The following is a 22,586-nucleotide window of genomic DNA, read 5'->3' on the forward strand; positions in this document are numbered from 1 at the left end:
CTTTCTATTTATGCATAGCCTGTTGTTTTATTTCTGATGCTACTACTCCAGTATTGAATTTCGCAACTTCTACCTGGAGATCATCTGCCAGTTGTGCCATTTCCTGTGCTGCCCTCACAAGCTGCTCCATTGATGCTGCCTGTTGTTCTGTTGCTGCCGATGCCTCCTGTGTACCTGCGGCTGATTCTTCACTTATGGCAGATATGTCCTCAATCGAGGCTGTGACCTCCTCCGCAGATGCAGACTGCTCCTGAGCTGATGCTGCGATCTCCTGTACCATGGTAGCAACATCACCAGCAGCCTTTACAATGCGGTTAATAGCAGAAACTGCATCTCCAATGGTCTTAGCGCCTTCATCGACTGTTTTAGTTCCCTGCTCCATACTCTCAACAGCCTTTCTTGTTCCCTGCTGGACTTCTTTTATAAGCTCAGTAATCTGGTTTGATGCATTTCTTGATTCCTCAGCAAGCTTACGGACCTCATCTGCAACCACTGCAAAGCCTCTGCCGTGTTCGCCTGCACGGGCTGCCTCTATGGCTGCGTTAAGGGCAAGTAGGTTTGTCTGGTCAGCGATATTAGTTATCACACTGATAATCTCGCCTATTTTCTGGGATTTGCTATCAAGATTCTTTATCACCGTTGCTGAGTTATCAACAGTTCCCTGGATCTGGGTCATCTTCTGTGCAACCTCACCTGACATTTTACCCACATCCTGGGCTGTCTTATTTGCCTCATCAGCACCCTCTGCAGCTTTCTGGGAATTGGCTGCAACCTGCTGCACGCTCTCTGACATCTCCCTCATAGCACGGCTTATTTCTGTTATCTTCGAAGTCTGCTGGTTTACGCCTCGGGCGATGTCCTGGGCAGTACTGGCTATCTGCTCTATCGAAGCTTTCATCTCCTCGCTTGATGCAGAGAGTTCCTGGGCTGTTGAGTTAACTTTTAGAGCAGAGTGCTGCACCTGTCCAATGATATCTCTCAAGTTCGATGTCATTTTTCTAAAATACCCTGCAAGCAGTCCAAGCTCATCATCGGATGAAATAACTACATCTGTGGTCAAATCCCTATTAGATATCCGATTAGCTGCTGCTTGAAACTCATTGAGTGGTTTTAAAATAGAACGGGTCAGGCCTATGCACATCAGGATTGAAGAAACTATAGCAAAGACTATAGAGAGGATGAGTATCTGTTCTGGATCGATGATCGTATTTACGCTCTCACCATACAGTCCAAGGTAACCAACGATTAATATCAACACATCGATGACAATAAAACTATATGCTATCTTCATCCCTATTTTGAGCTTATTGATGGTCAATTGATTTGCCCTATCTATAATATCCATGAAATTCATATTTAACCTCTAAGAGTTTTTTAAATAATAAAACAGAATATCATCCATTTATACAGATTTGTGAAAAAAATGTGAACCTGGCAGAAAATAAGAACAGTTCATATAGCTGCTATCTCTGTAGCCTCTGTTGATATACTCATGATGCTATGCAGTTCATCAGTGCTGAGTATCTTACCCAGATTTAGAAGTATCAGCAATCTGTTATCCAGCTTTCCCACACCCAGGATATACTCCATGCCTATCCTGCTGGCAATTATAGCAGGAGCAGGCTCAACATTCTTTTCTGATAGGCGGATGACCTCGCTCACTGAGTCAACCACGAATCCCATCACTGTGTCTCCTATGCTCGCCACTATGATTCTGGTATTCTCATCCTGTTCCCTGCTTTTCATGTCCATTATCACGTTAAGATTAATCACCACTATAATCCTGCCGCGAAGATTGATTATTCCCCTGATGTAATCAGGAGCCTGAGGGATCTTCGTGATATTGATCATGCGGATGATCTCCTGCACATTCATTATTTCCACGCCAAATTCTTCTCTGCCTATATTAAAAACTACAAGCTGAAGCTCGTCGCCCGACATTGTTTTTGTACCTTGAGGCGGATTTACCATATTTCCTCCTATAAATTGTGTGAACTATTTTCTTTGTAGAAGCTTGGTTTTACAAAGGAATTTAGGAACATCTACCATGCTGACTCTTTCGACCAGAGGAGGAGAATCACTAAGTGAAGGCTTTCTCAGAAAGTTAGGCTCATCAGGTTCAGCCGTAATGCTCTCTGCGTCAATTTTCATATCAGGCACATGATCTGTGCTCACCTTGAGTGCTCCTTTTTCAGAGGATTCTTCTATACCTCTATCCCTGCTCGCTTTGCCCTTTATCTTCCCGTTGTTGTAGTAGTTCTCAGGTAATTGGATCCCGATGTTCAGGGCTTCTTCCATAAGCCTTGTGTACTCTCTAAGTACCCAGCCTATCTCTGAGTGGTTCCTGTATCCCACCTCAAACCCCAGATTATATATTTTATCTATTAGAAGCCGAACCTTATCTTCCGCCTGGTCGTTGATAACCTTCAAACCTCCTTAACTTTACCTTTTAATCGGTTTTAAAACTTTCAGGCCCTTATCAGTGAATTCAATTCCCCGCATCTCACAATCGTGCTTTGTTCCGCGCATTTTAATAATCTGCAGTGCTCTGACCATATTGCCTTGCCTGTCCATGAAATTATGGAGAAATACGACCCCGTGTGAAGCGAATTGTTCTATTGTATAGGCATCGGGTCTTGTGAGTTCGGATAATAGCAGTGTGGTGCAGCCAAGACTTTTCAGATTACGGATGAACCTGCCAATGGATCGCTCCTCCAGTGCAGGATGGTGTGATGTGAACCTGATTGATGACAGCGAGTCGATCACCAGTCTCCTAATACCATACTGCTTAACCATCATCTCTACGTTCTCAAATACCGAATACGGAGATGGAGGGGCAATCTCAGGTGATTCAGTGACCTGCTGCTCATAATTAGGTGTTATTACCATTGAGACTCTATCATTATCTCCGTAACTGGCAGGGCCTATATCCAAAAAAAACAACTTCTTTCTCTTGATGAACTCCTGTATGAACAGATTGTAACGAGACATATCCTCGATAATAGTTCCGACACTCTCGGATAATGCCACATATGCGCCTGCTTCCCCGACCAGTGCTCCTGTTGCAAGAAATTGTGCCCCAAAAGTGGTTTTTCCACTTCCTGGTGACCCGCTGATCAGATACTGCCTGCCCTGAAGAAGGCCTCCTTCAATTAACCCATCAAATCCTTCAATTCCAGTTTTTACTCTCATATCAAACCTTGATACAAAATGTTGATGTACTATATATAAATAGAATTGTGATAGAAGTGTGAATTGTTATTTGATATAAACTGCATATATTTATATAATCAAATTCCTGATTTAGTGAGCAAAAGCACAAAAGATATTTAAAATAATAATTACTTTAAATAACAGATTCATAGAAAATAATGTGAAGTGAAAATACATGTTAGAGGACTTTTCAGCTAAATTTAAAAAATTAATGATACCTGAGGAGTCCCTTATTAAAAGAATAGAAAAGATAAAAAAGACCTCCGAGGCCAGAATACCTGAAGCTACATCAATAATAGACATTGATATCTCTGAACAGCTTAAGAAGAACCAGGAGGAAATGGCCCAAAAAATTGAAGAGATAATCAATTCAAAATCTGGCCAGATCGATGCTAATACAGAGGCTGTAAAGGACTTTGAGATCAAACTAAATAAAATGGAAAGTACGGTCACTGCTTCCAAGCAACATATTAATGAATTTAAGGATAGACTGGATAAGATAGATGAAAGCCTGCTTGAGCTATTATCATTATATGAAGTTGTCTCCAGTACCGTAAACCCATTTGTCGGTGAGAAGGATAATGCATCATCCGAGAAAATTGAGCAGATTGAGAAAAAAATCGAATTCCTGAGCCAAAAGGCCCCGGAGATTCCCTTTGATCTAAAAGAAGAGTTTGATACTAAACTCAAATTTCTTGAGAGTAGATTGGAGGAATTGACACAGATAGTTGAATCAAATGTATTAAATCAGGATACTCTCGTAGAACAGGTTTTAGAGCATCTCAGGCCCATGCTGGAACAAAAGATACAGAATAATTCTTCACATGCAAAACAGGATCGATCAATACAGGCTGCAGATTCAGAATCGCAGTATGCCCAGAGCAGTAATGGCGTCAAGTTGCCCTATCTGGATAACAGGGCTGAAACCTCTATTATCGTCCTTAACTGGATAGAATTCTTACTGGAAAAAGTTGGAAGAAATAACCTGGTTGAGATCCTTGAGTATTATATTGAGATAGGATGGATAAGTGAGGAAGTCTACTCGAAGATGATGACCTACGCCAACGGGATAGATTATTATGTGGAGCGACCTACATGGAAACTGCTCCCTGAGGACCATGCCAAATCACTGATGTTTATTGAGCAGTTAACAGGAAAGAAATTAGATAAAAATATGCTCTCAAGGCTTGAGAGGGATGCAGAGAAGGTAATACGGGGCAATGAAGTATACACTTCCTGATTATTCCGTAGTTAAAATAGTTTAGCTACTATAATCTCAAAGGATCTCGGATCAAGAAGCATAATCAACCGGCCTGTTTTATTACTCCCTAAGGCAAGATCAGTTGCAAGCGCAAACTCGACTTTCCCTGTTACATCCTTCATCACTGATTCAGCAATCTGTACAGATGTACCAGTCTTGAATATGGGAGCCTCAAGGAATATGGGAACCTCGATGTATTCAGATACAGCGCTTATATACTGGCCTCCAAAAATATTGGCAGTCTCTTTCAATGTTGAGATTATATCCTCTGTGAATTCCTTGATCGCTGCATCAGCCTGATTGCAGAGTAGTTCGTTTGCGATCGCAAGGGCGACATCTTTTGAGAAGTAAAGATGCAACATTCCGTTCACTTCTCCTGCCTGTCCCTTGCCATGAAGTTTAATCTCAATAGATACAATATAGTCCCCGAGGCCAGCTATCTCATCGCGCATCTGGTCAATCGGAAGTGTCCGAAGTTGAGATTGAAGCGATTCTGATTCCTGCCCTGCCAGTTGTGTCACTGTAGATGCTGCATTTGTCATTCCTGCCATTCCAATATCAGATAAAAGTCTGACAGCCGAATCTACATCCACAATATCTTTTTGAGCATCGACAACCTGTGTCTTTAAGTCTATATCTGGAGTCTGATTGAGCGTCTGGGTTTTGATCCTCTTAACCTTAGTTTCTGCTCCGTCAGGGGATTCCTCAACAGGTCTTGGGATCTGTTTCCTTGAATATTTTATTTTTGTATCTCTAACACCCTGTTGAGGTGCTCTCCTCTCCATCTCATCTATCTGTTCCTCTGGGTCCAATTCCAGATCAAAGTCCCGGCCTCTGGCTGTGTCACTGCCGGATGTCGCATAGCTCTCTTCTGCATTTGCCACCTGCAGCCACACTGAGCTTGTATGCCCATCTCCTCTGTTATCTCTGTACCTGAATAAGACATCGATTGAGATCACTCCACAAAAATCATCCTTCAGGCCCAGGATAATTCTGCGTGTGTTATCCTTACCAGTGTTGACTGTATCTTTTATGGCCACATCTTTTGATAATCTCGCCCTGTCTCTGTTTGGTTCTCCCTCTGCCCTGGATACGTAATCGCATTTCAATATGTTCAGGGGCACATCAATGGCTACCAGAGGGATATCTATGTCAGAGGAAAGAGCCTCATCTGCTGCGCCATACTCTTCAGGATCATAATCCCTGTTCCGCATACTGCGTTTATTCGATTCTATCCTGGCTATCGCTTCCCTGGCATGTTTTCTTAATTCCTGTGATCCGTTCTTTGAAGCAGCATTTAAAGCTGTAATTGCGCGTTTATCCCCTATCCTTCCAAGTGCCCATGCAGCATATACCTGCACGTTCTCACTCGGGTCATTTAAAAGTCCTATCAGAGGCAGAACTGCCCTGGCGTTCCCTATCTCACCCAGCGCCCATGCTGAGTTCGAACGGATCTGGATATCATCTGTCTCAAGTAATCCGATCAGCGGCCTTGTGGCTTTGCTGTATCTTAATTCCCCAAGAATGCGCACAGCTTCCCTTATCTCCTTCACGTCACCTGTATCAAGAACACGGAGCAGACCCTCAGCATCTCCGCTCTTTTTCATCTCTCTTAAGCCAGTGTGGTCTGAAGGCAATATAACTACCTCTTTGGGTCGATTATGTTTGCTTGCATTCACACTAATATAAATAAGGGTGTGAAGATGACAATATCTCATCAGCCAAAAGTTTAAATTAATAGAATCCAATTTAAAGTATAATGAACATAAAAACCCTAATATATTTCCTGTTGATCTGTTCTCTTCCTGTTGCATCTGCCAGCACACTCGATAATATCTGGGCAGCCAGCTCCTCCGGGTTCATTGGATCAAACGATACGCTAATATTTGAAGATTATATTATAAAAGCAAAGCCTATAGGCGATAAAAAAGCCTCAATCACGGTCTATAAGAATCAAAATAAAATTGAGCAAAGGGATTTTAATATAACCGATTTCAGGGAATATGATAACATAAGGGTAACATTGCTTGGAATAAAAGGAGAGTACTCCTGGATTGCGATCAGCATATCTGATACAAAAGCTACATGGAGACCGCTTAGTAGTAAGTTATTGAAATGGGGAGAAAGATATACAATCGAGAACTATACCGTCCATGCAGAGATATTCGGCCCGGCATCGGTGAACCTGACGATATCAAACAAAAGCATGGAAGAAACAAGGGTTTTTTCAAAGAACAGCTTTAGTGACCATGATAATCTCAGGATAGTTGTTAAGAATATAGACCTGAATGGTTTTGTATATCTTGAATTCTTAACAAATACCATGCCAGTGATCAAAGCCGATATTTCTACAGATAAAGATAGATATACCCCTGATGAGGCAATCCTGGTAACTGTGAATATCTCAAGCGACATTGCCTGGAATATAGCAGGTATAGATCTGGAGAGCAGCACGGATGCAGAGATCAAGCCTGATGTATTCTCATCAACCGATGTTACAGGCATAAGATCTTTCCAGTCCAGGATTACACAGCTTCCTGCAGATTCAACAATAATTATCAACGCAACAATAAAAGCATTTGATTACTATAACAATGAATACACTACTAAAATAAGCAGAACTATCCATACAACCCCTGTTATATCAATAACAAAACAGGTCCCTGCGAATGTAGATCAGAAAAACGTGACCGTGGAGTTGTATATCTACAATGCAGGACAGACAGAGGAATCTATCAGTATCTATGATACGATACCTGAAGAGCTTGCATCAGAAGCAGAAATGCTCAACTGGAGTATAGAGCTTAAGCCCGGAGATTCAACAAATATCTCCTACTATATATCACCGCAGAGACTCGGGCAATATGTCCTCCCATTCGCAGTAGCAAAATGGAAAGACCAGTCCTCAGCATCGGAAGAGGCAGTAATGACAGTCCACGGCCCTTTGATCACCATGACCAAATCCGCTTCAAAAAGGAACAACCTCATCTATGTGGACCTGGTTACAACCAACTCAGGAGACAGGCCTGCAATGGTTGATGTGTCTGATAAAATACCTGATGGATATCCAGTTATGAGCGGAAACACAACATGGTCTGGTCTGCTTGATGGGGGGGAAAGCGCAGGAATCATATATTCTATACCTGGCGATGCTGATGTTCTGCCTGCAGCAAGTGCAGCTTACCGCGATATCTACGGCGTCATCAAAGAGACGAAATCGAACATTGTTGAACTGACAGGCCTTGAGAATGCTATTTATGGGGATGATTCATCACCTTTAAATGCAAAGCCGGATGTAATGCTATCATTTATGGTCTCATCGTTCCTTGTGATCGCAGGAATTATCACAGGTGTGGCAGTGGTTGCCTGTCTATCAATCCGATTAAAGAGGAGCTGATAATATGGAAGTTCTCTCATTTCTAATTTTTTTTATCTATGCACTGGTTCTTCTGGTAACGCTCATATACATCTCACCAGTACTGTCTGCACTTTTAATGATACTTGTTCCTTTAGCTTTTGTTTATCTCATGCCTGATCAGGCAATGGAATTCCTCTCAAGGATGCAGTTCTCATTTGTGGTGCCTGTATACAATATCCATATCCTGCTTTTAATCTGGTCTGCGTTTATCGGGGTTATCGCATATGCTGAGGTCTTATCCTGGTACCTTTTAAGAGAGACAGGTCCGAAAAAACAGAGAAAACAAGCCGCTGTATCTGCATCTGCAGAACCAGGGGTATTAACTGAGTCAGCAAGGAACAGGAACAAAGGCGTTTTGCCAAGATTCGTTGAGATTATGAGCGGCAAAAAGTAATACTATTGCATACCCCTGTCTGTCAGTATAAAATCACAATAGGTACCCTCACTTTTTGACCTGTGCTTCCTCAGTGTCGCCCTGCGTTTAGATATTCCTGTCCTTTCAAGTAGTATGATGGTCTTTGAGAGATGCTCCAATGCAGTCCCTCCGATAGGGCATGTCTCCCCTGTGGAAACATCCTTGTAGACCTGGTTTGTGATTACCACAACCACTCCGTATCTTCTGGCTATCCCGTGAAGTATTCCTATCTGGTTCACAAGTTCGCGCCGAAGTGCTATGTTCTCTTCACTCCTGTCATCCTGGGCAAGCCCAAGCCTGTAAAAAAGAGCTGCTGAGTCCAGGATTATCAATCCGATTCTCTCACTCATTATCTTCTCAAGATCAACGATAGCGGAGTACTGCTGCTCGAGGCTCTCTGGCTCATATATAATTATATCGCCTGCTATTTTTTTTGCATCCTCACCAGCTATCTGTTTGAACCGCTCTCCTGAGAACCCTTCAGTGTCTATGAGAATGACCTTCTTCCCGCTCCTGACACATTCAACTGAAAGCTGAATGCAGATATTCGTCTTTCCTGTACCTGACTCCCCGTATACCTGGGTAATTATCCCGCTTTCAAATCCTCCGCCAAGAAGATCATCAATGCACCCACACCTGCAGGGCATTCTATCTGTTTTCTTTATGTTACTCACTCCTTTTGAGTATTTTCTCCCATATATCCCTCATTGCCTCAATCGCTGCCCCGCCCTTATCAATGGGAGCAATGTTATCCATATCTGCCTGGATAAGGGCGGTATCGTATGGTATCACACCTGTTACCGCAATACCATATCCATTGAGCTTACCTTCGATCTCTTTTACGTCTCCCACTGCTTTATTGATTATAGCACCGAATCTTCTGATATCGATATGGCGTGCAAGTTCTGCAATCCTCCCTGCTGTCTCTATCGACCTTGCACCCGGCTCCACCACAATTAGCATAATATCTATCCCTTTTGTGGTGCCCCGCCCGAGATGCTCCACTCCTGCCTCCATATCCAGGATTACCACACTGTTAGTTTTTAAAATCACATGGCGAAGAAGTGCTTTTAAAAATGAGCTTGCAGGACACATGCAGCCGCTTCCCCCTCTCTCAATCGTGCCTAAAACAAGCAGTTTTACATTATCAGGCCCTGTGACCCCGAACCTCTCAACAATATCATCTACCTTCGGGTTTAACTTGAATATACCGCCTGCACCAGCTCTTTCATCAATGAGTTCCTTAAGTTCGGTTAAAGGTTCAGGGAGCTTTTTTACGCCCAGCGCTGAGGCGAGGTTCATACTCGGGTCAGCATCGATAGCAAGCACATCATAGCCCTCTCTTGCAAGTATCCGCGCCAGTGTCCCTGATATTGTTGTCTTCCCGACGCCTCCTTTACCTGATATTGCGATTTTAACCATTATTCATCAATGAATTCTACTTTTATCTCGTCGTTTATCGTGATCATGGCAGCCTGTCCTTTTGATGCCATACCCGGGTTCACCACAAGCGTGCCGTTAACACGAACAGAACCCCGTGCCTCATGAATGTGCCCGCAGACGATGAGATCAAATCTTCTCAGGAACCGGGCCAGTGCCTCACTGCCCACGTTTCCCCCAGGCACCCTATCGGTTGTATTTCGCGGTGGAGCGTGTGATAATAATATAACCCTGCCACTTAAGTTGGCCAATAATGTGCCGATATATTCACCAATTCTCTTCTCCGAGAGCTCAAACGGCGTATTAAAAGGTGTTGGGTTTGATCCCCCAAGACCCACAAAAGTCAATCCTGCCATGGTATAACGTGAATTATGAAGATTTATGGCATTTTCATCCAGCAATTTCAGTATCGATGGGTTATCACAGTTCCCCGGTACAGCAAGTACAGGCTCTTTGAACATCTTCAGTAATTCAAGCGCGCGCTCATCCGGGCCAAAATCCGTTATGTCTCCTGCGATCAATACAGCATCAAAATCCCCTGCCTTTTTGCAAAGTGCCTGGACATGGGAGTAATCGCCATGAAGATCTGATAGTGCAAGCAATTTCATAGATTATAATACAACCTACTTTAATAGTATTAAATTTTGCCTGTGCCGTGAGCTCATCCAATATATAATAAATAATGAATTTAACAATGACCATGAATATATATTAAATACGGAATACGATAAATATATATCTTAAGAGGTTGTTGCGTTATTAACTATTCAAGGGCGTTAGTGGCTTTTGAGATTAAAAAATGTTAATGGGGTGATAATATTTATGAATAACCGATCCAGAGTATTAATACTGCTTACGATCTTCTATGCTCTGCTGATTTTCTACCCATCGTCTGGATCAAGCCCGGATAGTCTAATTGCGATACTGGATTTTCTTGAGAATCTTGAGAACACACTGGAACTGGAGTCCATTGAGTACCCTTATTTAGGATTTCTTCTGTATCCCCTATCTCTCCTCACCGGGAATTTTGATAAGGTGCAGCATATAGTAATTTACGCAGGATTTGGGTTTTTGCTCTATTTCACCCTGAGGAATTCTTCAAATCCTGCTTTAAGGGATCATGCCTTTATATTCGCGGTTATTATCGGCACTGTGTATGGCGCAATCGATGAGTTTTACCAGGTTTTCGTACCCGGGAGAACGGCAAGTATCTGGGATCTTCTAGCAGACAGTATCGGACTATCGATAGCCCAGGTCGTTATCTTTATAGGAAACAAACTGTTAATCTCATCTAAAAGGATCAGGGCATCCACTGATCTCGGGCTCACTGCAGTTCTGATTATCCTATCAATACTTTTTATATCATTCCCTCCTTTTAACCAGACCCCCCTGCGAGTGATTCTTGCACCGCTTTTTCTTCTCTTTTTACCAGGGTATCTCTTAATCTCGGTGATGTTCCCAAAGCATGGAGAACTCAGTCCAATAGAGAGATTCACATTTAGTATAGGGCTTAGCATAGCAATTTTTGTTTTTGATGGCTTTGCCCTCAACTACACACCATGGGGTTTCAGACCAAAATCCATAGTGATCAGCCTCTCTACAATCATGGGTCTTCTCCTGGTAGCAGCATATCTTCAAAGATTGAGATTCAAAGAAGAAGGATATGGTCTCTCTTTCAAAGACATAACCTCTTTTTATCACACAATCAGGAGCAAAGAGACAAAAATAATACCTGAATACGATCCTGCCCTTGAGAAAACACTGATAAAAGCCATGATCATTGCAATACTGCTGGTCAGTGCCATGCTGATATATGCAAAAGTTACAACAAGAGAGCCTGAGAAATTCACAGCCCTCTATATCCTCGGAGCAGATGGAAAAGCAGAGAACTATACAGCAGAGATCCGCATTGGAGATACAGTTACAATACCGGTAGGAGTGGAGAACTATGAGTATGCACCTGTGAACTACACGCTCCGTGTGCAGCTTGGAGGAAGGACTTTGAAAGAATACTATATTGCCCTTGGGCATGAGGATAAATGGCTTAATAATGTAACATTCGTACCTCAACTGGTTCCTTCAATCGCATTTGCAGGTGGTAATCGATCAAAACTTGAATTCCTGCTATTAAAAGATAATCAACCCTACAGATCGGTTCACCTCCTTGTAAACACCAGACTGGATTCAGTAAGATTTGCAGAATTGCCTGATATCATTAACGGGAATATGGCATCGGATGATGGCTGGGTATTCCTTGGAAGCCCGGATATCACGGGAAACTATAATGCAATAAATTCATCACTCAGAGCCTATGAAATAAATTTTGCCGCAAAAGATGCAGAATCCTATGGAATAATATATCAGAATCTAACAACCTCAGGAAATGCCAGGGCAATACTTTCCTTTGATGTAAGGGATTCTGGATACTCAAATAGCCCGGACTATATCTTCAAGCAGGCTCTCATAAACAATCGGGTGATATGGGAATCCAGAATCGGGGATAAAAATAGCAGTTGGGAGCAGGTAGAAATACCGGTGCTATTATCGGGAAACAATACAGTGGTATTCAGGGTTTATAATAGATACAACACTGACTATAACGTTACTGTCTGGTGGAGCAATGTACAGTTAAAACCCTATGCTGATGGAAATAAAGTCGAATCTATAGCTCGTAGAGTACATGAATTCAAATTCGATGTACGGGGAGCACCGCTTAAACTTGAAAAATCCATAATAATAGACGGTTTTAATTTCCCTGGATTCTACTACGATATCAACAGGAATAGATCCTATGAAATACTCCGTCTTGAAGTCTCAGATAATAATCTAGTAGATACCGGCAATGCGACATATACCGCGAGAGTGAGAGGTAGTGAGCTATACATTATGGGTTCACGCTACAGGATGATTGATGACGATCCTGCAAACCTATCAGAGATACTGGAAACATATCCTGATAAGACCCTAACATCCGGTAAAGCATGGAATTTTGGGAACACCTATTCTCTGGCAGTCAGGATGATAAGTCCGGGAGGTGATTCAGCTATGCTTGAACTGAGAAAAGACGGCAGTATTCTTGATTCAAAACTCGTAGGTAAAAAGGAGATCTATGAGTACAGGATGAAGATAGAAGAATCCTATGTGACGATTTTTACAGCAAAAGTCAATAACATAAGAGACGATAACGTGTATTTAACCAGCATAGTGATATACTCTGATATTATTACTACCCTCCGTCCAGGCACAGTGATTGGAGATTTTGAAGTAGCCAATATAAGCTCTGATAGAATTACCTTAAAGAATAGCTATCCAATTAAATTAAAAGACGGAGCAGTAATTCTCAACGGCATCATGGGATTAAGTATCCAGGGCGATACGCTGTATCCCTATGCAGCAGATGTCAGGCTAAGGGGTACGCCCCAGTACATCAACCACGGCGGATGGATGAACATTACAGGTTTTAATTACCCTGGCTTCCATCTTGAGAATGGTACCTCATACGAGGAACTATCCATGTATTTCTCAGATAACGGCCTGGTTGAGGCAGGGCAGGCAGTATACAGGTCAATAAGGCACTCAGGCTTACTCTCATTTCTGGGAGGTACCTATGAACTGGTAAATCAAAATAAACCCGGGCATATCAGCTCTGTAACTACCAGTAGAAAAATAATTTTGCACGATGATAAGGTCCAGGAACTCGGTGATGGCTTTATGATCACATTCAATAGGGCAAATGACAGCAATGGTGATATTATACTCTATATCAGAAAAGCAATGACAAAAGAACAGAAAAGATTAATAGAAAGCGCAAGCGAATCACCGTTACCTGATTCCTATTCATCATCTATGCGTGATCTTTATTATGAGATGTATACTGGCAGGAAAAACAACCTCAGGAAATCAAATATTCTGAATATTGGCGACTCATTCGAATACTGGATAGAATACAGGGAAGATGAAAAATACAGAGCAATCACAGGGGAGCTTCAGGCCATAAATAGCAGCAGCATTGAACTGGATATAAGGGAATACAGTGCTCCTTTTGAGATTACTCCAGGCAGAAGCTTTGGTGAATTTGAGGTCGAGAGCGTAACCAGTGATGCAATAACCCTGAGAAACATAAAAGATCTGAGATTTATTCAAGGGGATGAAATAGCAATTCTAGATGGAACTTTAAAGATAAAAACATCCTCTAATGAGTATCTAGCCTATCCAGTTAATTAATCTATTTAGTCTTATACAGAACCATCATGATACCTAAGAATATTATCATAAAGATTATCCACCCCAGATAAACATGAACAAACATCATCCTCTCTATACCGTAATAGTAGCCAATATAATATAATACAGAAACCCTTATCAGATTGGCAATATATGCCACAAGTACTGTAATAACGATCAACAGAGATATCCTGCGCTTATCAGTCAGACGCTCCATTTTCGTATAGCCCACGATAAGGCCTGTAAGCAGAATCATGGAATAGATGCCTGAGCAGGGGCCACCTATAACAACAGTACTATCCTCAAAGCCTTTGAAGTGAACAGTCTCTGTAGCTACCACATGCAGGCTCATATCTGAGACTGCGTTTACAATGGCAAGAGAAGGAAGCAACACAAGGTAATGGTCAAAATAGTTAATGAAATTATTGTTCAGCGAGGGTAATAGTGAGTAGAAAAACAGATATAATATGATGAATGTGCCCGATGTATAGATCCCGAATTCACCCATGCGCCTGTACTGGCTTATGCCGTATGCTATGAGAGATCCACCCATAAAGAAGGTCATGGAATCCAGCGTACCGAGATTATTCATTGCTTTAAGGTTATAAACAAGATCTGCAAGCACTATGAATGTGCCCAGTACAATAAAAAACTTTGAGCTTTTAGTGATATATATGCTGCTCAGTCTTATTTTTGTTGTAAGTGCGAGAGCTATAAGAAACAGCACAACTCCAATAAGCACTGAGCCTTCACTTAACTGAATAGTGGCACCTGTGAAAAAAGCCATAACAAGCAAAAAAATAAGAACGTTGTGCCTTTGATCATCAATTGTAGCCATTTTCTAACCTTTATCGAATGGAAATTGCTGTGCCTTACTGTGTCCGGATGAGGATACACAGATCTCAAGCTATGAATCTGCTTAAGTAAGTATGAGATCTAACCTTGACATACACTTAGAAGGGCAAACTATATATATTTTATCTATTTATTTTTTAAAAACACGCGGGTATTCAATATTTCAGAAAAATTTCTGTGAATCTTTCGCAAAAAGAATACAGGTAAAAATATAGGTAATACATGTGATACAGGTAATATGATAAAAATGTGGTCATTAGATGAAGAATTTGATTTTGAAACTGCAAGGGATTATGCAAGTAAACTTGTTCTGCTGGGTTCTGCACAAAGAGCAGGGATATTTGATGCCCTCTCGGATAAAAAAGATATAGCAACACTGAAACATATGCTCAATGCTGACGAAAGGGCTTTGTTCATCGTGCTTGAAGCACTTTGTGCTATGGGATACGTGCATAAAAGACAGGATAGGTATATCATCGCTGAAAAGGCAAGGGCTCTCTTCCTTGAGCGTGGCGAGAATTATATAGGAGGATCTCTTCCTCATTTTCTCGATATAATGGATGCATGGCTTGAGCTTCCTGAGATAATCAAAGGAGCAAAGCCAGAGAGAGAAGAGAAGCATGATGTGGCAGCTTTTATGAATGCTATGGCATCAAGGCCTGATAAGGTTGTAGAGGAGACTGTGGATCACTGTCTTAAAAGAATGAAGAATGCAAGGAACGTGCTTGATCTCGGGGGCGGGCCGGGTAAGTATTCCAGAGCCTTTATCAATAGAGGATTGAGTGCGGTTCTTTATGACCTACCTGAGGCCATTGATTATGTCAGTATTAAATTTGGATTAAAGGATATTAAAGCTCTCACTCTGAAAAAGGGGGATTTCACAAAAGAAACAAAAGAGTTTGTAAACGAATTCGATGGCGAGACATTCGACATTGTTTTCATGGGTAATATCTGCCATATCTACTCAGAGGAAGAGAACAGGAGGCTCATAAGACGTGTTAGCAGTGTTTTGAAGGACGGCGGAATGATAGCCATAGAGGATTTCGTTCGAGGAAGAAGTCCTGTGGCAGAGATGTTCGCGGTCAATATGCTCGCAAACACAGAGGGCGGCAGTACGTATACCGAGGAGCAGTACAGGGAATGGCTCAAGGATGCCGGGTTTGGCAATATTGAAGTGATAGATCTTGCTGAGAAGGATAGCCAGCTTATCACGGCTTTTTGGGGCCTACTGTGAAACCTTGGATAATTTTCGATCTTGATAAGTTTTATATACACCAAATATTAACAAACCATCAGCATTGCCAGTAAGCCATTCACTATCTTTCTTTTAGCAAACTTTTAAAAACCTTCTACCATATTATGAGTGGAGATTAAATTGAGATTAACAAAGTATACCCCACTTATAGGCATGGCATTCATGCTGCTGCTTGTCCAGTTGATTGCAATAGCATTGACAAAACCTTTAGATAAAGAAGAATTCAGGGCATTTCAAGATCCAGGGGATGTGACTAATGTATTTTACTGGATAGCTATCATCCTGGTTTTCACTGCATTTATACTGGTTGTTATCAGGATGAACAAAAAGTGGATAATACAGGCGTTTATATTCATTACTGTGGCGTGGACGTTGTATATTGTATTTACAGGCATTTTTACAATATTTTTATCATTGGAAACAACTTTTATTCTCTCGATTGTACTTTCAGTAACTTTAACTGGTACCCTATATAAATTCCCTGAATGGTATGTTATTGACATAATTGGATTGTTGATTGGCGCTGGAGCAGCTACGATTTTTGGAAACTCTCTTGAAATTATTCCAGTGCTTGTATTGCTTATTTTGCTGGCAGTATACGATTATATTGCAGTGTACAGAACAAAACACATGGTAACTCTTGCTGAAGGTATAATGGACCTGAGACTTCCAATATTACTGGTAGTTCCCAAGAAATGGAATTACTCTTTTCTTAGTGAGAAATTTGATAAAGAAGAACGTGAGGCATTCTTTATGGGCCTGGGGGATGCAGTAATACCAACTGTCCTTGTTGTGTCTGCGATCTCACACCCCATCGTTGAAACAGGTTTTTATGCATTTCCGCTTATAGGCGCAATCAATATTCCTGCCATTGGTGCCATTATCGGTACGTTCGTGGGGTTCTTTGTGCTCATGGGATTTGTGATGAAGGGTAAACCCCAGGCAGGGCTTCCTTTTCTCAACGGAGGGGTGATCCTGGGATATATAGTCGGAAGCCTGATTGCAGGTTCACCGCTGCTTTAGTGGGGCACTTGTGCTGTACCATTTGCCCTACGGGAGTACAGAGATCTCAATCGATATACCCACAAAGTATCAGGTCAGGGTACTGGAACCCAATAATGCAGTGGCAGTCCCTGATGAAACAAAAGAGATAGAACGAGCACTTAGAGCTCCAATAAATAGTAAGCGTTTATCCAGTATCGCAGGCCCCGGGAAGAGAGCGGTCATAATAGTCAGCGATACAACGCGCCCTACACCAACAGCCAGGCTGCTGCCTCCCCTGATCTCTGAATTAAAGGCAGGCGGGATTGAGGATATCACTGTTGTATTTGGCCTGGGAATCCACAGAAAACAGACAGAGGAGGAAAAAAGAGCCATATTAAAGGAAATGTACGGCAGGGTAAAAAGTATAGAGCATGATATCAATGATTGCATCTATCTTGGCGAGACAGCAAGAGGCACGCCTGTAGAGATATTTAAGCCTGTTGTGGACGCAGATATCGTGGTATGCACAGGAACCATCGAGTTCCATTATTATGCAGGCTACTCAGGCGGAGCAAAATCGATACTCCCTGCAGTTTCATCAAAGAGGAGCATTTATGCAAACCATGCCTTTATGCTTGATCCGGGGTCGTCTGCGGGAAGGGCTGACAGTCCTGTTAGAGAGGATATTGAAGAGGCCGCTGAAATTCTGGGCATTGATTTTATCCTTAATGTGGTATTGAACGATAGAAAAGAAATAGTCTTTGCAGCAGCCGGGGATTACATAGATGCACACAGGGAAGGTGTAGCTTTTCTTGACAGGGTATCCCGTACCGAGGTTGAGCCCGCTGATATTCTAATAGTCTCACCCGGCGGCTGGCCGAAGGATATCAATATATTCCAGTCTCATAAAGCACTTGAACATGCCAGGAACGCGGTCAGGGAAGGGGGTTCGGTCATCCTTGTTGCAGAATGCAGGGAAGGTTACGGGAACCCTGTGTTTGAGGAATGGCTTAATTTTAATAGAGATGAGGCAATCAGGCGATTTAGATCTGGATTTGTTATGGGCGGCCACAAAGCAGCCCTTATTGCAGCCTTGGCAAAGAGAGTTGATCTGTACCTGGTCTCTTCTCTGCCGGATGATATGGTCAGAAGAGCATATTTTATTCCTGCAACTTTAGAAGATGCCCTGGAGACGGCGCTTCGAAAGCACAGTGATAATGCAAGAATTATTGTGATGCCGTATGGCGGCTCCATGCTGGCTACAGGGCGCCTGTAGCGTTCAGCAGTGATCTGATCAGAAAATTATATCTATGATAGATTCTTATTGATTTAAGGTGATATTAATGGGCGGCGTAATCGGTCCAGTAGAAATGGAAAAAATCAAGAAAAAACGCGAGAGTAAGAAGAAAAGCAAGTAGATCCATTTAATTTACTTGCATTTTCATTTTTTATATCAATTTCTACAAAATATCAAAGACAGATCAGAGACAGGGTGATATACTTGGAAGAACCCAAAAAAAAGAAGACAGAGTTCAAACTTACCGCTGTGGATAGATATAACAAAGTCATTGAAGTCATCGTTCATGAGTGCCTGGATTGTAGAGAACTGGTTCCCAAAGTGGGTGACTGCCCGCAGTGCGGCACAGCCTATAAACACACAAGGACAGTGGAGGATTTCAAGACAGGCTTCCTGCATTATATTTTTGAATGCAACGGCTGCCCTGCAGAAGAGCGAAAAGCTCAAAAGATCATCAAATTCACAGAAGTGGTTGATGAGAGCAGGCTGAATATAAGGAAAAATCTTGCAGATGATTTCTTAAAATCCGGGGGATACTGAACCACGTTCAATGCACAGGAAAATAGTATAGTGGGCAGTATGGATAGGATAGGAGGTGGTGAAAATGGTTAAAAAAGATTTTTTCCTGCCCACTATTTGTTCGTATATATGCGAATAAAGTATTTAAAGCTAACTGATGTATATTTTTCTATATGCTGCTAGCCTGCTGCCTTCCTCTTCACCTTCTCAACTTCCCTGAGTATCGTCTCAATCCCGCCTTTAACAAGCGCCTCGAACTTCTCACCCCGCATACTTGCCCTGTTCAGGGTCTCACCAAGCTCTAAGGGAAGTGCGATATCAACCCAGTTATCGCGCACCCTGTGAAGTACAGGCATTTGAAGGATTTCCTGCGCTTTCTCATTCACAAGGGATGCTGTCTCACCGTCTTTGAACCTGACAGGTACATGCAGGGTAAGCGATGTGATTTTACCTTCTTTATCCTTCGGGGTGTATAATCTTACGATCTCAGATCCAAAGCGGCCAAAGAACTGGTCAGTACCTTTTCCGAACCCGATTCTCTCTATGGCTGCTACTGCATTCTTGGGAATATCGTCCATTATACAGCCGCACAGCGCGCTTGTGATCTCCTTCTCCTCCGTACTCTCTGATATGCGGATGAAATCATCAAGTGGAAAGCCCATTACTATCTCCTCATCCCGGTACCCGGAGAACATCCTGGCGCCGTTGCAGAGTAAAGACAAATTCACTTTTTTCTCCAGATATGGTATTGCAGTACACTCACCGCACACAGCGAATTCGCCTTTGAATTTTACCTCAACTGGCTGTTTCTCATGTAACTGGGCCAGTACAGTCGAGATACGCATTATCTTGCGCGGATTTCCCACGATTATTACAACATCGGGTTTTTTCTCTGTTCTCTCAAGAGGTGAGACGCTCACAAGCTTTGTGTTCGCAGGTCTTATCCTGGGATATACCTCTCCGTATGAGGGTTCAGTGAACCCGAGCGCAAGTTCCCCGCTTGTGCATGTAAGTTCCTCAACACTGAACACAAAGCTCTCCCCGTATACCGCGCTTCGCCTTACCATTTCGCAGAACCGCATTGGCTGTGTACTGGTCTTTTGCTCGGAGTGTTCGCTTATGATCCTGACCGCCACAGGCGATGAGGGCAGCTCAAAAAATTTCCTGAATTTAATAGATACTTCTGCATACTTCATGGTCAATCCTCAATCTTTATCCCGTTCTCTCTAGCAATATCCCTGAAGGCATCTGCTACGTATTTAACCTGTTCCCATTTCAAACCGTACGTATTAATCTTAAAATTTTTGCTCATGCCAGGATGAAGACCGACTATCTTTCTCTTCTTAAGCTCATGGTATAAGAAATACCCCCTTCGCTTATCCTTCTCTGCTATCTCATGCAGGGGCAGGCTCTCAATGTTCATAAGGGTGTGCTGCTTTGGTTTTGCACCCATCTGATGAAAGCCCTCGATCTTCTCTATCTCTTTTACGAAATACTGCGCTTTCCTGATCTCTTCATCCCAGTGCCTCACCCGCTCAACGACAGCAGGGAATGATGCCATGAGCGTTGCTACAGGCGCACCGAACACTGGAGAGCATCCGAACAGTGCAACCTCTTTTTTAGTAAATCCCCTGCCGCTCCAGTCTCCCCGTACTGTTGACTTATTAAATAACCTGCTCGTCCATTCGTATGTTGTGGCAAGTACACCTATCGGGGCTGAGGCAGCCCAGCTCTTGTGCCCTGAGCCGCACAGGAAATCCACATGCAGCTTTTTACCGTCTACAGGCATTATGCCTGATGAATATGCGGTATTCAGCAGGAAAGGAACGCCGTATTCCCTGCATATCCTTCCCACTTTTTCTGCATCAGCCAGGTTCCCGTACCTGTAATCCACATGCGTAAGTATGGCCATAGCCGGGAGTTTTCCTGTCTTTTGCTCCACTTCCTCGAACTTCCTTGCATAGCCATCGGTATCGATCTCAAAGTTGGGATAGCCGTTATGCGGTACTTCGACTATATTTAACTGGTTCGCCTCTGCTGCAAGATATGATGTGTAATGCGCCAGGGAATCGAGTACCACAGTATCGCCGGGCTCGCATACCATATGCATGGCAGCCCATTTCGCATGACGGCAGCCTGCTGTGAACCTGACATCATCCATATTCAGGAACTCTGCCACATCCTGTGTAAAATCATGAACAGGCGGGTTATCTACAAGATCCACTCTTGCCTCAAAGCAGTAATCGCATACTGAATAGCCGTCGCCGAACTCAAGAAGTGCCTTGCGGGCTTCTGCTGTCAGGATGCCGCCGCGCTGGATAGGATGTACGTTGATGTATGTATCTGAGATACCTCTTGTGATATTTTTATATTTTTTAAGGTCACCCATGCTAGTTCTCACTTAATTTGATGATGCTCAAAGAGTTTCTTAATTAACTTATAATTAATGGAAAAGGCAAGAAATTAGACCTAATGCCTATCAGAAAAATAGAAGAAACCAGATTGATCAGGGGATTATCTCACACCCGTTATTGAACTCTGGATAGTATAATGCATCTTTCTCTATAACCCTGCTATCGATCAGTTCTCTGATAAGCGGTGCAGCAGCCTCTAATTCCTGCGCAAGATGCCTGACAGTAGAACAGATCAGAGCATATCCATTTTTCCTGAGCATATCCTGCGCATGGTTCACAAAAAGACACCGTCCTCCGCAGATATGGAAGATATCGCATGATATGCACGGCTCACCCACGAGTACCCTGTTGCAGAGGGACACGGGAGTATCAGAGATCGATCCCACGACCGAGAAATCAAAATCAATAGAGACCGGGCATGCAGAGATCCTGCCGTCAGGCATTACAGCAAAAAAATCAATACCTGAGCCGCATCGAAGGCGCGATTGCGTTCCATTCAGCAGTGAATTCATAACACCAGTAAATGGGACAATCCCGGGAACATGATGAGTGCGCTCCATCTCTTCTATCCACCACCCAACAAGCAAGGATATATCTGTGTTGTATGATTGAATCCACTCCTCTAATCCGGGTTCTGCGCCCTCCCAGAACATCTCAAACCCGAGCTGCCAGTGGATATGATCAAAAGCCCCACATTCTGCAAGATGTAATACGTTCTCATAGATATCCGTACCCTGTGGAACGGTCATCCTGGCTACCAGATCGCCCGAAAAGCCATTTTGCCTTATCAGCTTAATATTTCGCATTACCCTGTCATATACGCCTTCACCTCTGTTTCGGTCTGTCACATCCTTTTTACCGTCGATCGAGACCAGGATGGAATGGAATTTTTTTAAATACTGCGGCTCTATTCTGTCCAGAAATAAGCCGTTCGTCTGGATAACGTAGCGCCCGGGTACTGCATCCATTATTTTTTTCATGGTTTCGATCCGCAGAAGAGGCTCCCCTCCATAGAACTCAATAGCAGGCGCTTCGTCCCTGGACAGGAACGATTTCAGATCCGAGATAGAGTACTGAATCTCCTTTGGAGGAGAATCGCTCCCGCCTCCGCAGTAGCTACAGTTCAGGTTACATTCTTTTGTAAGGATTATATGGTAATGCATGAACCGATCATCCCGGGCAGGAATAGAAGATCAACATATTTAAATATATGAGTGGATTTTTCTCCTGCAAAGGATCTTGGAGAAAAAACGCAAACGGGTTAATGAATACTAACAACAATATAAATACT

At 42.7% G+C, this 22,586-nt stretch carries 20 protein-coding genes; 8 read left to right on the forward strand and 12 right to left on the reverse strand.

The window, feature by feature from the left end; all coding sequences use genetic code 11:
* Positions 1-4: 4 nt before the first annotated feature.
* The 4 genes from ANME2D_RS15160 to ANME2D_RS15175 form a co-directional block, all read right to left on the reverse strand.
* A complete protein-coding gene (locus ANME2D_RS15160; RefSeq protein ID WP_052368973.1) occupies positions 5-1,354 on the reverse strand; it encodes a methyl-accepting chemotaxis protein in 1,350 nt (449 codons plus the stop codon).
* Positions 1,355-1,452: 98 nt separating this feature from the next.
* Positions 1,453-1,971 (reverse strand): chemotaxis protein CheW, encoded by a 519-nt coding sequence (locus ANME2D_RS15165; protein WP_081810323.1) that lies wholly within the window; start codon positions 1,969-1,971, stop codon positions 1,453-1,455.
* A 24-nt stretch (positions 1,972-1,995) separates the two neighbouring features.
* Positions 1,996-2,430 (reverse strand): hypothetical protein, encoded by a 435-nt coding sequence (locus tag ANME2D_RS15170; protein WP_048093367.1) that lies wholly within the window; start codon positions 2,428-2,430, stop codon positions 1,996-1,998.
* Between the two features lie 12 nt (positions 2,431-2,442).
* The gene (locus tag ANME2D_RS15175) at positions 2,443-3,192 is read right to left on the reverse strand and encodes an RAD55 family ATPase (protein WP_048093368.1); all 750 of its coding nucleotides are present in this window, start codon (positions 3,190-3,192) and stop codon (positions 2,443-2,445) included.
* Between the two features lie 196 nt (positions 3,193-3,388).
* Between ANME2D_RS15175 and ANME2D_RS15180 the strand changes: the two genes are divergently transcribed.
* On the forward strand, positions 3,389-4,453 hold the full coding sequence (locus ANME2D_RS15180) for a FlaD/FlaE family flagellar protein (protein ID WP_081810324.1): 1,065 nt from the start codon (positions 3,389-3,391) through the stop codon (positions 4,451-4,453).
* Positions 4,454-4,464: 11 nt separating this feature from the next.
* On the opposite strand, the gene ANME2D_RS17145 is transcribed toward ANME2D_RS15180, so the two are convergent.
* The gene (locus ANME2D_RS17145) at positions 4,465-6,111 is read right to left on the reverse strand and encodes a HEAT repeat domain-containing protein (protein ID WP_052368974.1); all 1,647 of its coding nucleotides are present in this window, start codon (positions 6,109-6,111) and stop codon (positions 4,465-4,467) included.
* A 122-nt stretch (positions 6,112-6,233) separates the two neighbouring features.
* On the opposite strand from ANME2D_RS17145, the gene ANME2D_RS15190 reads away from it, so the two are divergent.
* Both ANME2D_RS15190 and ANME2D_RS15195 read left to right on the forward strand, forming a co-directional pair.
* Entirely contained in the window at positions 6,234-7,871 is a 1,638-nt protein-coding gene (locus ANME2D_RS15190) for a COG1470 family protein (RefSeq protein WP_048093373.1), read from the forward strand.
* A gap of 4 nt (positions 7,872-7,875) precedes the next feature.
* Positions 7,876-8,286 (forward strand): hypothetical protein, encoded by a 411-nt coding sequence (locus tag ANME2D_RS15195; RefSeq protein ID WP_052368975.1) that lies wholly within the window; start codon positions 7,876-7,878, stop codon positions 8,284-8,286.
* 2 nt (positions 8,287-8,288) lie between these two features.
* Here the strand turns inward: ANME2D_RS15195 and radB are convergent, their stop codons facing one another.
* The 3 genes from radB to ANME2D_RS15210 are packed head-to-tail and all read right to left on the reverse strand — an operon-like array spanning position 8,289 to position 10,355.
* A complete protein-coding gene (gene radB / locus ANME2D_RS15200) occupies positions 8,289-8,981 on the reverse strand; it encodes a DNA repair and recombination protein RadB (RefSeq protein WP_320408823.1) in 693 nt (230 codons plus the stop codon).
* Complete coding sequence (locus tag ANME2D_RS15205) at positions 8,974-9,729, reverse strand: ATP-binding protein (protein WP_048093375.1); 756 nt, start codon at positions 9,727-9,729, stop codon at positions 8,974-8,976. Before ANME2D_RS15205 ends, radB begins: the two co-directional genes overlap by 8 nt.
* Entirely contained in the window at positions 9,729-10,355 is a 627-nt protein-coding gene (locus ANME2D_RS15210) for a metallophosphoesterase (RefSeq protein ID WP_048093377.1), read from the reverse strand. The genes ANME2D_RS15205 and ANME2D_RS15210 overlap by 1 nt, the downstream gene beginning before the upstream one ends.
* A 214-nt stretch (positions 10,356-10,569) precedes the next feature.
* Between ANME2D_RS15210 and ANME2D_RS17150 the strand changes: the two genes are divergently transcribed.
* Complete coding sequence (locus tag ANME2D_RS17150; RefSeq protein WP_052368976.1) at positions 10,570-13,971, forward strand: VanZ family protein; 3,402 nt, start codon at positions 10,570-10,572, stop codon at positions 13,969-13,971.
* A 1-nt stretch (position 13,972) separates the two neighbouring features.
* Here ANME2D_RS17150 and artC read toward each other — a convergent pair whose 3' ends face one another.
* A complete protein-coding gene (artC, locus tag ANME2D_RS15220; protein WP_048093379.1) occupies positions 13,973-14,809 on the reverse strand; it encodes an archaeosortase C in 837 nt (278 codons plus the stop codon).
* Between the two features lie 255 nt (positions 14,810-15,064).
* Between artC and ANME2D_RS15225 the strand changes: the two genes are divergently transcribed.
* The 4 genes from ANME2D_RS15225 to ANME2D_RS15240 all read left to right on the forward strand — a co-directional run bounded on the left by ANME2D_RS15225 (position 15,065) and on the right by ANME2D_RS15240 (position 18,902).
* The gene (locus tag ANME2D_RS15225) at positions 15,065-16,060 is read left to right on the forward strand and encodes a class I SAM-dependent methyltransferase (protein ID WP_052368977.1); all 996 of its coding nucleotides are present in this window, start codon (positions 15,065-15,067) and stop codon (positions 16,058-16,060) included.
* A 141-nt stretch (positions 16,061-16,201) separates the two neighbouring features.
* On the forward strand, positions 16,202-17,104 hold the full coding sequence (locus ANME2D_RS15230) for a presenilin family intramembrane aspartyl protease PSH (RefSeq protein WP_241763381.1): 903 nt from the start codon (positions 16,202-16,204) through the stop codon (positions 17,102-17,104).
* Positions 17,105-17,114: 10 nt separating this feature from the next.
* Positions 17,115-18,341 (forward strand): nickel-dependent lactate racemase family protein, encoded by a 1,227-nt coding sequence (locus tag ANME2D_RS15235; protein WP_048093381.1) that lies wholly within the window; start codon positions 17,115-17,117, stop codon positions 18,339-18,341.
* Between the two features lie 225 nt (positions 18,342-18,566).
* Complete coding sequence (locus ANME2D_RS15240) at positions 18,567-18,902, forward strand: hypothetical protein (RefSeq protein WP_048093383.1); 336 nt, start codon at positions 18,567-18,569, stop codon at positions 18,900-18,902.
* Between the two features lie 158 nt (positions 18,903-19,060).
* On the opposite strand, the gene ANME2D_RS15245 is transcribed toward ANME2D_RS15240, so the two are convergent.
* From ANME2D_RS15245 to ANME2D_RS15255, 3 genes are all read right to left on the reverse strand, one after another.
* On the reverse strand, positions 19,061-20,077 hold the full coding sequence (locus tag ANME2D_RS15245) for a DUF169 domain-containing protein (protein WP_048093390.1): 1,017 nt from the start codon (positions 20,075-20,077) through the stop codon (positions 19,061-19,063).
* Between the two features lie 2 nt (positions 20,078-20,079).
* Entirely contained in the window at positions 20,080-21,270 is a 1,191-nt protein-coding gene (pscS, locus tag ANME2D_RS15250) for an O-phospho-L-seryl-tRNA:Cys-tRNA synthase (RefSeq protein ID WP_048093392.1), read from the reverse strand.
* Between the two features lie 117 nt (positions 21,271-21,387).
* Entirely contained in the window at positions 21,388-22,458 is a 1,071-nt protein-coding gene (locus tag ANME2D_RS15255) for a TIGR04084 family radical SAM/SPASM domain-containing protein (protein ID WP_048093394.1), read from the reverse strand.
* Between the last annotated feature and the right edge of the window lie 128 nt (positions 22,459-22,586).

Origin of the sequence: Candidatus Methanoperedens nitratireducens (genome assembly GCF_000685155.1) — an archaeon.
GTDB classification, from domain to species: Archaea; Halobacteriota; Methanosarcinia; order Methanosarcinales; family Methanoperedenaceae; genus Methanoperedens; species Methanoperedens nitratireducens.

What these genes read in the sequence shown, in the direction of transcription:
- ANME2D_RS15205 (WP_048093375.1), bottom strand. Translation starts at nt 9,729, where the DNA reads ATGGTTAAAATCGCAATATCAGGTAAAGGAGGCGTCGGGAAGACAACA.
- ANME2D_RS17150 (WP_052368976.1), top strand. Translation starts at nt 10,570, where the DNA reads ATGAATAACCGATCCAGAGTATTAATACTGCTTACGATCTTCTATGCT.
- ANME2D_RS15180 (WP_081810324.1), top strand. Translation starts at nt 3,389, where the DNA reads ATGTTAGAGGACTTTTCAGCTAAATTTAAAAAATTAATGATACCTGAG.
- ANME2D_RS15210 (WP_048093377.1), bottom strand. Translation starts at nt 10,355, where the DNA reads ATGAAATTGCTTGCACTATCAGATCTTCATGGCGATTACTCCCATGTC.
- pscS (WP_048093392.1), bottom strand. Translation starts at nt 21,270, where the DNA reads ATGGGTGACCTTAAAAAATATAAAAATATCACAAGAGGTATCTCAGAT.
- ANME2D_RS15195 (WP_052368975.1), top strand. Translation starts at nt 7,876, where the DNA reads ATGGAAGTTCTCTCATTTCTAATTTTTTTTATCTATGCACTGGTTCTT.
- ANME2D_RS15160 (WP_052368973.1), bottom strand. Translation starts at nt 1,354, where the DNA reads ATGAATTTCATGGATATTATAGATAGGGCAAATCAATTGACCATCAAT.
- ANME2D_RS15190 (WP_048093373.1), top strand. Translation starts at nt 6,234, where the DNA reads ATGAACATAAAAACCCTAATATATTTCCTGTTGATCTGTTCTCTTCCT.
- ANME2D_RS15255 (WP_048093394.1), bottom strand. Translation starts at nt 22,458, where the DNA reads ATGCATTACCATATAATCCTTACAAAAGAATGTAACCTGAACTGTAGC.
- artC (WP_048093379.1), bottom strand. Translation starts at nt 14,809, where the DNA reads ATGGCTACAATTGATGATCAAAGGCACAACGTTCTTATTTTTTTGCTT.
- ANME2D_RS15165 (WP_081810323.1), bottom strand. Translation starts at nt 1,971, where the DNA reads ATGGTAAATCCGCCTCAAGGTACAAAAACAATGTCGGGCGACGAGCTT.
- ANME2D_RS15225 (WP_052368977.1), top strand. Translation starts at nt 15,065, where the DNA reads ATGATAAAAATGTGGTCATTAGATGAAGAATTTGATTTTGAAACTGCA.
- ANME2D_RS15175 (WP_048093368.1), bottom strand. Translation starts at nt 3,192, where the DNA reads ATGAGAGTAAAAACTGGAATTGAAGGATTTGATGGGTTAATTGAAGGA.
- ANME2D_RS15245 (WP_048093390.1), bottom strand. Translation starts at nt 20,077, where the DNA reads ATGAAGTATGCAGAAGTATCTATTAAATTCAGGAAATTTTTTGAGCTG.